14 protein-coding genes are annotated in these 13668 nt (G+C 66.3%); 5 read left to right on the top strand and 9 right to left on the bottom strand.

The genetic code is table 11. The annotated features are described in order from the left end of the window. Nucleotides 1-3: 3 nt before the first annotated feature. The 6 genes from J2126_RS20980 to J2126_RS20955 all read right to left on the bottom strand — a co-directional run bounded on the left by J2126_RS20980 (nucleotide 4) and on the right by J2126_RS20955 (nucleotide 5890). Nucleotides 4-813: an ABC transporter ATP-binding protein gene (locus J2126_RS20980; protein ID WP_209488761.1), complete on the bottom strand. Its 810-nt coding sequence runs from the start codon at nucleotides 811-813 to the stop codon at nucleotides 4-6. A gap of 5 nt (nucleotides 814-818) precedes the next feature. Then, on the bottom strand, nucleotides 819-2000 hold the full coding sequence (locus J2126_RS20975; RefSeq protein ID WP_209488760.1) for an ABC transporter substrate-binding protein: 1182 nt from the start codon (nucleotides 1998-2000) through the stop codon (nucleotides 819-821). A gap of 208 nt (nucleotides 2001-2208) precedes the next feature. Next, a complete protein-coding gene (locus J2126_RS20970) occupies nucleotides 2209-3252 on the bottom strand; it encodes a branched-chain amino acid ABC transporter permease (protein WP_209488759.1) in 1044 nt (347 codons plus the stop codon). Further along, nucleotides 3252-4130 carry a branched-chain amino acid ABC transporter permease gene (locus J2126_RS20965; RefSeq protein ID WP_209488758.1) on the bottom strand — a complete coding sequence of 293 codons (879 nt, stop codon included), beginning with the start codon at nucleotides 4128-4130 and terminating at the stop codon, nucleotides 3252-3254. The genes J2126_RS20970 and J2126_RS20965 overlap by 1 nt, the downstream gene beginning before the upstream one ends. After that, on the bottom strand, nucleotides 4130-4984 hold the full coding sequence (locus J2126_RS20960; RefSeq protein WP_209488757.1) for an ABC transporter ATP-binding protein: 855 nt from the start codon (nucleotides 4982-4984) through the stop codon (nucleotides 4130-4132). The genes J2126_RS20965 and J2126_RS20960 overlap by 1 nt, the downstream gene beginning before the upstream one ends. A 126-nt stretch (nucleotides 4985-5110) precedes the next feature. After that, the gene (locus J2126_RS20955) at nucleotides 5111-5890 is read right to left on the bottom strand and encodes a FadR/GntR family transcriptional regulator (RefSeq protein WP_348634359.1); all 780 of its coding nucleotides are present in this window, start codon (nucleotides 5888-5890) and stop codon (nucleotides 5111-5113) included. A gap of 339 nt (nucleotides 5891-6229) precedes the next feature. Between J2126_RS20955 and J2126_RS20950 the strand changes: the two genes are divergently transcribed. The 3 genes from J2126_RS20950 (at nucleotide 6230) to J2126_RS20940 (ending at nucleotide 8110) form a co-directional block, all read left to right on the top strand. Then, nucleotides 6230-6955: an alpha/beta hydrolase gene (locus J2126_RS20950; RefSeq protein WP_245327504.1), complete on the top strand. Its 726-nt coding sequence runs from the start codon at nucleotides 6230-6232 to the stop codon at nucleotides 6953-6955. Then, nucleotides 6918-7565: a hypothetical protein gene (locus tag J2126_RS20945; protein WP_245327503.1), complete on the top strand. Its 648-nt coding sequence runs from the start codon at nucleotides 6918-6920 to the stop codon at nucleotides 7563-7565. Before J2126_RS20950 ends, J2126_RS20945 begins: the two co-directional genes overlap by 38 nt. A 62-nt stretch (nucleotides 7566-7627) precedes the next feature. Next, on the top strand, nucleotides 7628-8110 hold the full coding sequence (locus tag J2126_RS20940; RefSeq protein WP_209488756.1) for a YybH family protein: 483 nt from the start codon (nucleotides 7628-7630) through the stop codon (nucleotides 8108-8110). Nucleotides 8111-8190: 80 nt separating this feature from the next. Here the strand turns inward: J2126_RS20940 and ilvC are convergent, their stop codons facing one another. The 3 genes from ilvC to J2126_RS20925 form a co-directional block, all read right to left on the bottom strand. After that, the gene (gene ilvC, locus J2126_RS20935) at nucleotides 8191-9210 is read right to left on the bottom strand and encodes a ketol-acid reductoisomerase (protein WP_024279649.1); all 1020 of its coding nucleotides are present in this window, start codon (nucleotides 9208-9210) and stop codon (nucleotides 8191-8193) included. A gap of 148 nt (nucleotides 9211-9358) precedes the next feature. Further along, nucleotides 9359-9874: an acetolactate synthase small subunit gene (gene ilvN / locus J2126_RS20930; protein ID WP_169121281.1), complete on the bottom strand. Its 516-nt coding sequence runs from the start codon at nucleotides 9872-9874 to the stop codon at nucleotides 9359-9361. 91 nt (nucleotides 9875-9965) lie between these two features. Further along, on the bottom strand, nucleotides 9966-11726 hold the full coding sequence (locus J2126_RS20925; protein ID WP_209488755.1) for an acetolactate synthase 3 large subunit: 1761 nt from the start codon (nucleotides 11724-11726) through the stop codon (nucleotides 9966-9968). Between the two features lie 428 nt (nucleotides 11727-12154). Here J2126_RS20925 and J2126_RS20920 point away from each other — a divergent pair, with 428 nt between their 5' ends. Both J2126_RS20920 and ubiA read left to right on the top strand, forming a co-directional pair. Then, nucleotides 12155-12637 (top strand): hypothetical protein, encoded by a 483-nt coding sequence (locus tag J2126_RS20920; protein WP_209488754.1) that lies wholly within the window; start codon nucleotides 12155-12157, stop codon nucleotides 12635-12637. Between the two features lie 10 nt (nucleotides 12638-12647). Continuing rightward, nucleotides 12648-13613, top strand: coding sequence for a 4-hydroxybenzoate octaprenyltransferase (gene ubiA, locus J2126_RS20915; protein WP_209488753.1), 966 nt, complete (start codon nucleotides 12648-12650; stop codon nucleotides 13611-13613). The last annotated feature ends 55 nt before the right edge of the window (nucleotides 13614-13668 follow it).

Below are 13668 nucleotides of genomic sequence, written 5' to 3'. Positions count from 1 at the left end.
CGCTCACGAAAGCCAGCGCTTGCGGCGCTTGTAATGCTTGATGTCGCGGTAGCTCTTCGCCCCCGCCTCCCCGGCCATGCCGAGGTAGAATTCGCGCACGTCCTGGTCCGCCATGAGGCGCTCGGTGGGACCATCCAGCACGATCTTGCCGGTCTCCATGATGTAGCCGTAGTGGGAGACGGCGAGCGCCACCGCCGCATTCTGCTCCACCAGCAGCATGGAGACGCCCCGCTCGCGATTGATGCGGGCGATGATGGTGAAGATCTCCTCCACCAGCTTGGGCGACAGGCCGAGGGAGGGCTCGTCCAGCAGGATCAGCTTCGGCTCCGCCACCAAAGCGCGGCCGATGGCGAGCATCTGCTGCTCGCCGCCGGAGAGATAGCCGGCGCGGCCGGTGCGCCGCTCGTGCAGGCGAGGGAAATACTCGTACACCGCATCGAAGGAGGAGGGCTTCGCCGCCCGCCCGGTGAGGGCATAAGTGGCGGCGACGAGGTTCTCCTCCACAGAGAGATCCTCGAAGATACGCCGCCCCTCCATGACGTGGAACAGGCCCCGGCGCACGAGGTCGTGCGGCTTGGCTTCGCCACTCGCCACCCCGTCGAAGGTGATGGCGCCGGAGGTGACGTCGCCGTCCTCCAGCGCGAGAAGGCCGGAGATGGCCTTGAGCGTGGTGGACTTGCCGGCCCCGTTGGAGCCGAGCAACGCCACCACCTTGCCGGCCTCCACCTTGAGCGACAGGCCGCGCAGCACCTGGATCGTCTTGTTGTAGACGACCTCGATGTTGGAGATGTCGAGGATGGGTTGCGCGGTCATCGCCATCACTTCTTCAGGCTGATCCAGTCGGACGCCGGCTTCATCTGCTTGTCAGCGGCGCTGAACTGGTAGATGCGGCCCACAGGGACGGAATTTCCGGGCACCGAGATCGGAACGCCGATGATGCCGCCGGTGTCGAAATCCTTGATGGAATTGAGGGCGGCCTTCAGCGTCTTGCCGTTCAGCTCCTGCCCGGCGGCGAGCGTGCGCTTGGCCGCCTCGCCCATGAGCATGGCGGTGAGGAAGCCCTGCATGTAGCCTGTCGCCTGATAGGTGGGGCGGAGCTTGCGGATCTTCTCGAGGATCGGCGCGTCGGGAGCCGTATCGTAGTAATAGCGGTAGGGCATCACGCCCATGAAGCCGTCCGCCGGCGCGCCGACATTGGCCCAGAGCGAGTTGTCCATGGACCAGAAGGTGCCCATGAACTTGGTCTTGAGCCCGAGTTGCTTGGCCTGAGACATGAATTCCGGCAGCGGCGCCAGCACATAGCCATGGAAGATGGTGAAGTCCGGATTGGCCCGGCGCAGCTTCAGCACCTCGGTGGAGACGTCCACCGCCGAGGGCGGGGTGACGATCTGGGCCACCACGTCGAGGCCCATGGCCTTCGCCCGCTTCACGCTCGCCTCGATGGGGTCGCGGCCGAACTCGGTATCGGAATTCACGAACACCAGCTTCGCGCCCGGCTGCGCCTTGGCGATGTATTCGAGCAGGATGGCGAACATCTCCACATAGTCCGGCCCGGCCATGAACTGGAACGGATACTTCGCGGGATCGTTCAGCTCGCTGCCGAAGGAGGCGCCGGCCATCATGATGGTGCCGCGGCGGTTCAGCTCCTCGTTGATGGTCTTGGCGAAGCCGGTGGAGTCTCCATAATAGAGATGAATGTCGTTCTGCGTGGTGAGCTTGTTGAACACCGCCACCGAGGTATCCACCTTGTAGGCGGTGTCCTCATAGGCGAGGCGCAGCTTGCGCCCGGCGATGCCGCCGGCCTCGTTGGTGAGCTTCACATAGTCGGACATCCCCGCCTCGATGGCGACGCCGGCGAAGGCGAACACGCCGGTGAGCGGGATGGAGCCGCCGATGACGATCTCCTTCTCCTGCGCATAGGCGGTGAAGCCGGGAAAGGCCGAGGCGAGGCCGGCGCCGGCGGCGAGGCCCATGATCTGGCGTCTGTTGAGACTGGTCATTGGCGTTTTCTCCCTTGGATTTCTACTTGATCTTATTTTTCGTCATGCCCCGGCTCGTCCGGGGCATCCACGGTCCGGCCGGGCTGTACTCTTCGTTTCAAACACCCGCCACGCGGCCGGGTGGATCCCCCGCACAAGGCGGGGGATGACGGCGGGGGATGACGGCGGGGGATGACGGCGGTGATGCGAGCGGCTTTTCATGTGCGCCTCACGTCCGGAACGGCCACAAATGAAAGAAGCGGCGCGCGCGGCGCACCATTTCCGCCAGTCCATGCGGCTCGAAAACGAGGAACAGGATGATGAGCGCGCCGAACACGATGGTGCGCACCGGCGAGAGCGCCGCGCCCGCATTGGGGAAGATGGGCGCGAGCCACTCCACCACATATTTCAGCAGTTCCGGCATGAGCGTCATGAAGGCCGCGCCCAGCACCGAGCCGATGATGGTGCCGAGCCCGCCCACGATCACCGCCGCGAGAAAGAAGATGGAGGTGGCGAAGGGGAAGCTTTCCGGCGTCACCACGCGGAAGAAATAGGCCCACATGCCGCCCGCGACGCCCGCGTAGAAAGACGAGAGGGCGAAGCTCATGAGCTTGTAGCGGAGCAGCGGAATCCCCAGCACCTCGGCCGAGATGTCCCGGTCGCGGATGGCGATGAAGGCGCGGCCGATGCGCGTGCGGAACAGGTTGGCCGCGCCCAGCACCATGAGGCAGGTGATGGGCACAATGACGAAATAGAGCGCGAACGGGCTCGCCAGCTCCAGCCCGAAGAGCCGCGCGGGCGCGACATTGATGCCGCGCACGCCGCCCGTCACCGACACCCAGTGGGTGAACACGAAATGCAGGATCACCGAGGCCGCGATGGTGGCGATGGCAAGATAGAGCCCCTTAACCCGGAGGCTCGGAATGCCGACCAGCACGCCCACGAAAGCCGCCACGAAGCCGGCGGCGATGATGTTGACGAGGAACGGCGTTCCCACCTGCCCCTCGAAGAAGGCGACCGTATAGGCGCCCACCGCCATGAAGGCCGCCTGCCCGAGGCTGACGAGGCCAGTAAAGCCGGTGAGGATGTTGAGTCCTGTCGCGCTCGCGACATTGATGGCGACGAGGCAGGCCAGATAAAGCCAGTATTGGTTGAGCACGAAGGGCGCGAGCAGCAGCATCGCGAGGAGCATGCCCAGCCACGCCCGCTGCGTGGCGGTGACGAGCAGGCCCTCGTCGGCGATGTAGGTTTCCTTGGCGGTTGCGATGCGCATCAGAGCCGCTCGATCTCCACGGTGCCGAACAGGCCGTAGGGCCGGATCATCAGCGCCGCGATGAGGATGGAGAAGGTGGTGACGAGCTTGTACTCGCCGCCGAGGAAGGTGCCGGCCCAGGCTTCCACGAGGCCGATGAGGATGCCGCCGATGAGCGCGCCGAGCACGCTGTCCAGCCCGCCAATGATGACCACCACCAGCGCCGAGAGGCCGAACACACCCATGGTGGGCGAGATGCCGCCGATGGCCCCCACCAGCAGCCCCGCCCCGGCGGCGGTGGCGCAGGCCACCATCCAGGCCAGCGAGAACACCGCCGGCACGTTGATGCCGCAGGAATAGGCCGCCGCCTGGTCGGTCGCCGTGGCGCGCAGGGCGACGCCGCCGCGCCAGAAGCGGAACAGCAGCAGGAACAGGGCGATGACCAGCGCCGACACCACGAAGCCGATGGCGATCTTGCGCGAGACATACGCCTCGCCGATGAACACCGGCGCCTGCCCCATGAAGTCCGGCAGCGCGCGCGGATCGGTGTTCCAGATCAATTCCGTCGCGCCGATGAGCACCGAGCCGAGCCCCACCGTGAGCATCAGCACCGAGATGGAGCTTTCCCCCAGCATGGGGCGGATGAGGGTGCGCTCCACCACGAAGCCGAACAGCGCACCCCCGGCGATGGCGAGCGGAATGGCAAGCCAGGTCGAAAGCCCGAATGCGGTGACGAAGGCGAAGAAGAGATAGCCGCCCAGCATCAAGATCTCGCCCACCGCAAGATTGATGACGCGCGTCGCCTTGTAGATGAGCACGAAGGACAGTGCGGTGAGCGACAGCAAAGCGCCGGAGCCGAGCCCCGCCAGCGTCACCTCGGTGAAGAAGAGCCAATCCATCAGGCCGCCTCCCCCACGCCCGCGAGGCGCCGCATCAGTTCGGCCGGATCGCCGGAGCCGAGATAGGCGGCGGCGACCTCGGGATTGGCTTGCACCTGCGCCGGCAGCCCCTGCGCGATGACCTTGCCGAAATTCAGCACCACCACATGGTCGGAGATGTCCATCACCATGCCCATGTCGTGCTCCACCATGAGGATGGAGATGCCCCATTCTTCCTTCACGTCGAGGATGAAGCGGGCCATGTCCTCGGTCTCTTCCCGGTTCATGCCGGCGACGGGCTCGTCCAGCATCAAAAGGCGCGGGCGCATGGCGAGCGCGCGGGCGAGTTCCACGCGCTTCTGGAGGCCGTAGGAGAGCGAGGCGACCGGCTTGTTGCGGATGTGGTCGATCTCCAGGAAGTCGATGATCTGCCGCTCCACCTCGGCGCGCAGCTCCATCTCCTCGGCCCGGGCCGCGCCCCAATAGGTCAGCGCCTGCAACAGGTTGGTCTTCATGTGGGCGTGCCGGCCGAGCTTGATGTTGTCGAGCACGGTCATGCCCTTGAAGAGCGCGATGTTCTGGAAGGTGCGGGCAAGCCCGGCCTTGGCGCGCGCGGGGGGATGAGTGTGGGTGATGTCCGCGCCGTCGAGCCGGATGGCGCCGGCGCGCGGGCGGTAGAAGCCCGAAATGCAGTTGAACAGCGAGGTCTTGCCGGCCCCGTTCGGGCCGATGAGGGCGGTGATGGTGCCGGGCTTCACTTCGAACGACACGTCGGTGAGCGCCTTCAGCCCGCCGAACCACAGGCCGAGTCCATCCACCGCCAGATGCGCGGCGGGGGGCGCATGCGTTGCCGCGGAGGCGGGAGCGGCGCTCATGCCGCCCTCCCCAGCCGCGAGCCGACGCATCCGCGGCGCCCGGCCATGCGGACCGAGTTGACGTATTCCAAGGCATTCCCTCCAAAGCCGCCGGTTTTCCGGCGATCGTCTTGGTTTTACTTCAGCTCAAACTTGCGACTTGCTCAGCGCATAACGCGCGAAAATGCGTTCCACGGGCGCATCGATCTCGCGGCCTGCCCGAATGAACCCCTTGCGCCAGTCGTTCAGGTGGCGGCGCATCCAGGTGCGGGAGAGTTCGAGATCGCGCGCCTTGACGGCCTCGATGATGAAGCGGTGCGCCTCCGCCATGCGCCGCGCGCCCTCGGGCACCCGCCGGCAGATCATCTCCGTGGACGGAAAGAACAGCAAAGCGGCGGGCTCGCGCGCCATTTCGAGCACGCGGTTGCCACAGGCGCGCGCGAGGAGCGCGTGAAATTCGGAATCCAGCTCCGCGATGACGGCGGGATTGTTCACCGCTGCCTCAAGGCGTTCCTGATTGTCCTCCAGCGCGGCCAGCATCTCTTCATCCGCGTGGACGACGGCGCCCTCGACTGAGCCGACCTCCAGCACCATGGCGGTGTCGAACAATTCGCGGAAGGTCACGTCCTGCAGCACCAGCGCGCGGCTGATGCGCGTGGAGAGCGCCGCCGGGTGCGGCTCGCACACGAACAGCTTGCGGCTCGCCTCCCGCCGCACGAGGCCACCCTGCTCCAGCACGCGGATGCCCTCGCGCACGGTGGAACGGTTCACCCCGAACTGCCGCACCAGCGCCGCCTCGGTGCCGATCTCGTCCCCCGGCCGCAGCCGGCCGGACACGATCTCGGCCTCGATGGCCTCTGCAACCATCTCGTAGGCCGAGGGGACCTTGATGCGGTCGAACCGTTCCATGAGCACCGGGAAATCCACGAAAGGACGCTTTGTCGGACAAAAGGCTATTTCTGGGTCATGGGGTTGTCAACGGCGATTTTGTGGCCGCGATTAGTATTATTAGTCGATTGATATTAGGACATTTTTACCGATCTTTGTCTTCGGACGGACATATTGTGCATTGCGACATCGCAGGCGCACCCTTGGCGGTCGCCGGAAGCTGAGGCTCTCCCGGCCCTGTTCTTGCGTCGGCTGCGGCTGGGTGGCCGGGTTCGCCGGCACGCGGCCGCAGCAGGTGAATATGTCATTGGTTTTACAAGATGAATGCGAACGGGCCGGACGCCTTGGCACCGCGTCGCAAACCCGACATGGCGCCTCTTGCCCCAGCTTCCGGGCAACGGCCTGATGACGGCCGCCATCGCCGCCGGGCCAAAGATCGCCGCGCTCTCTTGCGGCAAGCCGGTCTATCTCGTGGTGCTGCTCCATGCCGAGGGCAGTTCCGGGCAGGAGGTGATCGACCTCGCGCTGAACTTCGCGCCCGAACTGCCAAAGGCGGATTTCCTTGCCGCCGAGGCGCCGTTCCCGGCCGCGACGGGCCGCCGCTGGTTTCCCGGCGAAGGCTTTTCCAGCGAGACCATCGTCGCCGGCCTCACGACCAGCGCGCCGCTGCTCGACGCCTTTCTCGACGAAATGCTGTCAGCACGGCGCCTGCCGGGCGACCATCTCGCCCTCGTGGGCTTCTCGCAGGGGGCCATGCTGGCGCTCGACGTGGGTCTGCGCCGTGCCGTGCCGCCCGCCGTCATCATCGCCTTCGGCGGTGCCCTGCCCGAGACGCGTGACATCGGCGCGCCGCGCGCGCAGCCGCCGGTGGTGTTCATCCATGGCGAGGACGATGCGGTGGTGCCGCTCGCCGACATGATCGCCACCCGCGACCGCCTGAAGGCCCTCGGCCTGCCGGTGAAGAGCATGCGCCGGCCCGGCCTCGGCCATGGGGAGGACGACGACGGCATCATCGCTGCCGGCAGCGTGCTGACGGCCGCCCTCGTGAAGCCGAAGAAAGCGAGCGATGACCATGACCACGGCGACCACGATCATGACCACTGAGGCGGGAGCCCCGCCCGAGCCGCTGCGGCGCTTTTGCTGGGACATCCAGTCCATGGTGGAGCTGGCCGACGATCCGCGCGAAATCCTGATGATAGGCCGCGACCTCATGGCCCGTCTGGTGGCGCAGGACGACTGGCTGCCCGACGCCTTCGCCCGCCTCGACGGCGCGCCGTTTCGCCAGTACCAGCTTTATGCAGACCAGATGACCCGCTTCACGGTGATCGCCACCGTGCTCGGCCCCGGCGCTGCCCTGCCCTTGTGCGCGCAGCCGGTCTGGGAGTTGGCCGGGGTGCTGCGGGGTGAGGTCGCGCGCCAGCGCTTCGCGCTTCCCGAAGGCTTGCCGCCGACGGCACGGGCGGCGGCGAAGCAGCTGATGGCGGGCATGGTCGATGCCTTCGTCGCGAAGGATGGCGACGGCCTCGCCATCGCCAACGGCTCCGCCACCGCGCCGGCCATCCTCATCGAGGTGCATGGCGCGGAGATCGGTGGGATGGCGCGCCGCGCCGTCGATCCGGATGGACGCAGCGACGTCTTCACCACCGCCTATGCCAACCCGCCGGACATGCCCGCGTGGGACATTCTGACCATTCAGGCCCGCATCGTGGACTGACGGTTGCCGGATTGTGGGTGCGGGTGTTCTAGTCACCGGCGCGCCGATCGGAGACTTGCGAAATGCGCCGGGCCGTTCTGATCCTTGCTCTGCTGCTCTCGCCCACGATCACGCTGGCCGAGGACCGCACCAACGCGGATCGCGCCGCCGAGACCGCCATCCGCGCCCGCCTCGCCGCCTGGACCGAGGCCTTCAACCGGGGCGATGCCGCGGCCACCTGCGAATTGTTCGCCCAGGACCTCCAGTCGGACATGCAGGGCGCGCCGGCGGGCGACAAGGCCGCCGTCTGCGCGCGCATCGCGAAGGCTTTGGCGAAATCGCCCGGCAGGCTCGCCTATGCGTTCGACATCAAGGACATCATGGTGTCCGGCGACCTCGCGATGGTCCGCCTTACCTGGATCCTCACCGAGCGACCGGAGGGCCGGCTGGTGTCCCGCGATGAAGGCATGGACATCTTCCGCCGGGAAGGCGACGGCATGTGGCGCATCGCCCGCTACATGGCTTTCCCTGTGGCGGGAGAGGATGCGCCAGCTCAGGGCAAGTGACGGAGAGCCGTGATCCTTGGCCAATAAAAAAACCCCGGAGCAGCCTTCGCCGCTCCGGGGCCTGCCTCAGCGAATGAGGATCAGTTCTTGGACTTGTCCACCAGCGCCTTGGCCTTGATCCAGGGCATCATGGCGCGCAGCTTCTCGCCGACTTCCTCGATGGGGTGGGCGTTGACGCGGGCGCGGGTGGCCTTGAAGGAGGCCTGGTTGACCTTGTTCTCCAGCATCCAGTCGCGGGTGAACTTGCCGGACTGGATGTCGTTCAGCACGCGCTTCATCTCGGCCTTGGTCTCGGCGGTGATGATGCGGGGGCCGGTGACGTATTCACCGTATTCGGCAGTGTTGGAGATGGAGTAGTTCATGTTGGCGATGCCGCCCTCATAGATGAGGTCGACGATGAGCTTCACCTCGTGGAGGCACTCGAAATAGGCCATCTCGGGGGCGTAGCCGGCTTCCACCAGCGTCTCGAAGCCGGCGCGGATCAGCTCCACGAGGCCGCCGCAGAGCACCACCTGCTCGCCGAAGAGGTCGGTCTCGCACTCTTCCTTGAAGGTCGTCTCGATGACGCCGGCGCGGCCGCCGCCGATGGCGGAAGCGTAGGAGAGGCCGAGATCATGGGCGTTGCCCGAGGCGTCCTGGGCGATAGCGATGAGGGTCGGCACGCCGCCGCCGCGCTGGTACTCCGAGCGCACGGTGTGGCCGGGGCCCTTGGGGGCGACCATCAGCACGTCGAGGTCCTTGCGGGGCTCGATGAGGTTGAAGTGGACGTTGAGGCCGTGGGCGAACAGCAGCGCCGCGCCGTGCTTCATGTTGTCGGCGAGGCTCTCGCGATAGATGTCACCCTGCAGCTCGTCGGGGGTCAGCATCATCACCACGTCGGCGATCTTGGCCGCCTCGGCGGGCGCCATCACCTTGAAGCCCTCGGCCTCGGCCTTCTTGGCGGAGGCGGAGCCGGGACGCAGGCCGATGATGACATCCTTCACGCCCGAGTCGCGCATGTTGAGCGCGTGGGCATGGCCCTGGCTGCCATAGCCGATGACGGCGACCTTCTTGCCCTTGATGAGGTTCAGGTCGGCGTCGCTGTCGTAATAAACGCGCATCATGGTCTCCTTGTGGGCGTTGTCTTGAATTGGGGGATGGCCGCGGCTCCTTTGCACCGGATCGCGGCAAATGAAAACAGGCGTTTCGCACGGCAGCGCTGCCGGCGAACGCCTGTTTCCGAATGGTCACATGCTCAGGCCGCGATCCTCACATGGCCTCGGGGCCGCGCGAGATGGCCACCACGCCGGTGCGCGCCACCTCCACGAGGCCAAGCGGCTCCATGAGCCAAGCGAACTGGTCGATCTTGTCCGACTTGCCGGTGATCTCGAACACGAAGCTCTCGCGGGTCGCGTCGATCACGCGGGCGCGGAAAGCCTCGGCGAGCCGGAGCGCCTCGCCGCGGGCCTCGCCCACGCCGCGCACCTTCACCATGGCCAGCTCCCGCTCCAGGGAGGACGCCTCCACGGTGAGGTCGCGCACCCGGTGCACCGGCACGAGGCGGTCGAGCTGGTTCTTGATCTGCTCGATCACCATGGGCGTGCCGGTGGTGACGATGGTGATGCGCGAGAGGTGACCCTCGTGGCTCACCTCGGACACCGTGAGGCTGTCGATATTGTAGCCGCGGCCGGAGAACAGGCCGATGACGCGCGCCAGCACGCCCGGCTCGTTGTCGACCAGGACGGAGAGGGTGTGGCGCTCGATGGGCTCGGAGGAATTGGGCATGGAAGTCTCGAATGGAGATGGGGGCGGCGATGCGCCGAGAAGAGGCTCCCTCTCCCCTTGCGGGAGAGGGGAGGAAGCGAGAGGGCCCGCCTCACACCAGCATCTTGCCCTCGTCGGTGATGGCCTCGTCGAGATCGATCGCCATGTCGCCGAGGATCATCTCGTTGTGGGCGCGGCCCGACGGGATCATGGGGAAGCAGTTCTCCTGCTGGTCCACGATGCAGTCGAAGATCACCGGCCGCTTGATGGCGATCATCTCCTCGATGGCCGCGTCGAGGTCGGCCGGCTTGTCGCAGCGGATGCCCACGCCGCCGTAGGCGTCGGCGAGCTTCACGAAGTCGGGCAGCGCCTCCGAATAGGAGTGCGAGTAGCGCCCGCCGTGCAGCAGCTCCTGCCACTGGCGCACCATGCCCATGTACTTGTTGTTCAGGATGAAGATCTTCACCGGCAGGTCGAACTGCACGGCGGTCGACATCTCCTGCATGTTCATGAGGATGGAGGCCTCGCCGGCGATGTCGATGCACAGGGCATCGGGATGCGCCTTCTGCGCGCCGATGGCGGCGGGCAGGCCGTAGCCCATGGTGCCGAGGCCGCCGGAGGTCATCCAGCGGTTCGGCTCCTCGAAGCGGAAGAACTGCGCCGCCCACATCTGGTGCTGGCCCACTTCGGTGGAGATGTAGACGTCCTTGTCCTTGGTGAGATTGTAGAGCCGCTCGATGGCGTATTGCGGCTTGATGATCTCGTCCGAGTGCCGGTAGGCGAGCGAGTTGCGCGCCCGCCAGCGGTCGATCTGCGCCCACCAGGCGTCCAGCGCCGCCTTGTCCACCTTCAGGCTGCGCGCCTTCCAGGCGGCCAGCATGTCGGCGAGCACGCGGGTGCAGTCGCCGATGATGGGCAGGTCCACCTTGACGTTCTTGTTGATGGACGAGGGGTCGATGTCGATGTGGATCTTCTTGGAGAAGGGCGCGAAAGCGTCGAGGCGGCCGGTGATGCGGTCGTCGAAGCGCGCGCCGATGCAGACCATCACGTCGCAATCGTGCATGGCCATGTTGGCTTCATAGGTGCCGTGCATGCCCAGCATGCCGAGCCACTGGCGGTCGGCCGCCGGATAGGCGCCGAGGCCCATCAGCGTGGAGGTCACGGGCACGCCGGTGAGGCGGGCCAGCTCGCGCAGGATGCGGCTCGCCTCCGGCCCGGAATTGATGACGCCGCCGCCGGTATAGAAGATCGGCTTCTTCGCGCCGGCGATCAGCTCCACCGCCGCCGCGATCTGCGGCGCCTCGGCGTCGAGCTTGGGGCGGTAGGTCTTGTGCTGGATGTTCTCGCGGCCGACATAGGTGCCGGTGGCGAACTGCACGTCCTTCGGAATGTCCACCACCACCGGTCCGGGCCGGCCGTTCTGGGCGACATAGAAGGCTTCATGCAGCGTGCGCGCGAGATCATTCACGTCCCGCACCAGATAATTGTGCTTGGTGCAGGGACGGGTGATGCCCACCGTGTCGCATTCCTGGAAGGCGTCGTTGCCGATGAGGTGGGTCGCGACCTGCCCGGTGATACAGACGATCGGGATCGAATCCATCAGCGCGTCGGTGAGGCCGGTGACAGCGTTGGTCGCGCCGGGGCCGGAGGTGACGAGCACCACGCCAACTTTGCCGGAGGAGCGGGCATAGCCCTCGGCCGAGTGCACCGCCGCCTGCTCGTGGCGCACCAGGATGTGCTCGATATGGTTCTGGTGGAACAGCGCGTCATAGATCGGCAGCACCGCGCCGCCGGGATAGCCGAAGATGTGCTCGACGCCCTGGTCGGCGAAGGCCTGGATCACCATCTCGGCGCCGGTCATCTGCTTGCTCATGGCCCAACTCCCTGCGGGATCCTTGCCGGTCCCGGCCGGCGGGCTCCGCCGGACTTCTGTCGCTGTCTCAACCCGGCCTGCGGCCCGGCTCGATCTCAAAAATTCCGCGCCGGCGCCCCGGCTCAGAAACGACGAAGGGGCCCGAAGGCCCCTCGTCACGCGCCACCTCGTTCGTCGCAGCCTCAGGCCGGACGGAAAGTGGCGCACCACCCTACGAGAAGAATAACGATCTTGCGCATGTCGGCGCCGTCCCTTTCAAAAGTTGCGCGAAATTACCCATGAGGAGCAGGGCCGTCAAGCGTCGATGCACTCCGTTAGGGAATGTGTTGTAGCTTTCCGCAGCTTCCGCCGTGATATTGCCCAAAGTTGGGGGTCTGTATATCAAACCTGTGGTCCCGAAGGACCCCGATGAGGAGGGGCGCTGCCTCATGAAGAAGTTCACGCTCGCGATCTCGGCCACTCTGCTCGCAACTGCGCTGTCTGCCGGCGTCGCGCTGGCGGACTGCCAGAGCGATGTCGCGTCGGTTCGCGGTGAACTGGAGGAAAAGGGCAAGGCCCTGCAGTCGGTCGTGAGCAAGAAGGAAAAGAACCCGCAGGTGCTCTGCCCCGCGTTCCGCGCTTATGCCGCGGCCGAGCAGAAGTGGGTGAAGTTCCTGACCGACAACAAGGACTGGTGTCAGGTTCCCCAGCAGGCCATCGATCAGGCCGCCGCCTCCAACAAAAAGACCGCCGATCTGCGCAACAAGATCTGCGAAGCCGCCGCCAATGGCGCGACCGGCGTCGGCGGACCCAACAAGCCCCCGCCGCAGGGCTCCATGTCCAGCGCGCTCGGCATCACCACCGGCTACAGCGTCAACGCGGAAAAGAACTCCGGCGTGTTCGGTACGCTCAACGGCAACGCGCTGAAGTGAGGTTGCCGTATTGAGTGCCCGCGAAGGGGCTGCCGCCCCGCAGATTGCCGATGCCCCGCGCGGTAACTGGGTGGAGCGCATCGCTCCAGGCCCGGTGCGTCCATACCTGCGACTCGCGCGGATGGACCGCCCAATCGGCTCCTGGCTTCTGCTGTTGCCCTGCTGGTGGTCCACCGCGCTTGCCGCCATCGCCAATGACGATCCCTACCCTTCGGTGAAGCTGCTGGTGCTGTTCGCCATCGGCGCCGTCGCCATGCGCGGGGCGGGCTGCACCTGGAACGATATTCTCGACCGCAAGATCGACCGGCAGGTGGCGCGCACGCGCGGCCGGCCCATCGCCTCCGGCCAGGTGAGCGTTCCCGCGGCTTTCGCCTTTCTCGTCGTTCAGGCCCTCATCGGGCTGGCGGTGCTGCTGTCCCTGCCGCATTTCGCCATCGTCACGGGCATCGCCTCCCTCGGTGTGGTGGCGGTCTACCCGCTGATGAAGCGTGTCACCTCGGTGCCGCAGCTCATTCTCGGCATCGCCTTCTCGTGGGGCGCGCTGATGGGCTGGGCGAGCGTGATGCGCACCATCGCGGACCCGGCGCTGCTGCTGTTCGCCGGCTCGGTGCTGTGGGTGTTCGCCTACGACACCATCTATGCCCATCAGGACAAGGAGGACGACGCCATCGTCGGCGTCCGCTCCACTGCCCTGCTGTTCGGGCGCAGCACGGGGCTCGCCGTCTCCCTGTGCTATGTGCTGGTGGTGTTCCTGTTCGCGGGGGCGCTCATGTCGGTGCCGGTGGGGCCGTTTGCCTACCTCGGCCTGATCGGATTCGCCCTTCACCTATGGATGCAGGTGCGCCGTCTCGACATTGATGATCCCGAGCGCTGCCTCGCCGTCTTCAAGTCGAATCGCGACGCCGGGCTCATCCTGTTTGCGGGCCTCGCCCTCGACACCCTCCTGCCCAACACCATCCTGCCTCTCTTGCCGTAAGGGCAAGCCGGAGGGCGGTCCGATTGACGCGGTGCAGCATCAGGTGGCTTGCCTC

It is taken from the genome of Xanthobacter flavus, assembly GCF_017875275.1.
In the GTDB taxonomy this organism is placed as follows: domain Bacteria; phylum Pseudomonadota; class Alphaproteobacteria; order Rhizobiales; family Xanthobacteraceae; genus Xanthobacter; species Xanthobacter flavus_A.
Note: the sequence above shows the minus strand (reverse complement) of the source record. Positions and strands in the feature narration are given on the sequence as shown.

Coding starts and splice junctions, on each gene's coding strand:
- J2126_RS20980 (WP_209488761.1), bottom strand. CDS start 813: ATGACCGCGCAACCCATCCTCGACATCTCCAACATCGAGGTCGTCTAC.
- J2126_RS20975 (WP_209488760.1), bottom strand. CDS start 2,000: ATGACCAGTCTCAACAGACGCCAGATCATGGGCCTCGCCGCCGGCGCC.
- J2126_RS20970 (WP_209488759.1), bottom strand. CDS start 3,252: ATGCGCATCGCAACCGCCAAGGAAACCTACATCGCCGACGAGGGCCTG.
- J2126_RS20965 (WP_209488758.1), bottom strand. CDS start 4,130: ATGGATTGGCTCTTCTTCACCGAGGTGACGCTGGCGGGGCTCGGCTCC.
- J2126_RS20960 (WP_209488757.1), bottom strand. CDS start 4,984: ATGAGCGCCGCTCCCGCCTCCGCGGCAACGCATGCGCCCCCCGCCGCG.
- J2126_RS20945 (WP_245327503.1), top strand. CDS start 6,918: ATGACCATGACCACGGCGACCACGATCATGACCACTGAGGCGGGAGCC.
- J2126_RS20940 (WP_209488756.1), top strand. CDS start 7,628: ATGCGCCGGGCCGTTCTGATCCTTGCTCTGCTGCTCTCGCCCACGATC.
- ilvC (WP_024279649.1), bottom strand. CDS start 9,210: ATGCGCGTTTATTACGACAGCGACGCCGACCTGAACCTCATCAAGGGC.
- ilvN (WP_169121281.1), bottom strand. CDS start 9,874: ATGCCCAATTCCTCCGAGCCCATCGAGCGCCACACCCTCTCCGTCCTG.
- J2126_RS20925 (WP_209488755.1), bottom strand. CDS start 11,726: ATGAGCAAGCAGATGACCGGCGCCGAGATGGTGATCCAGGCCTTCGCC.
- J2126_RS20920 (WP_209488754.1), top strand. CDS start 12,155: ATGAAGAAGTTCACGCTCGCGATCTCGGCCACTCTGCTCGCAACTGCG.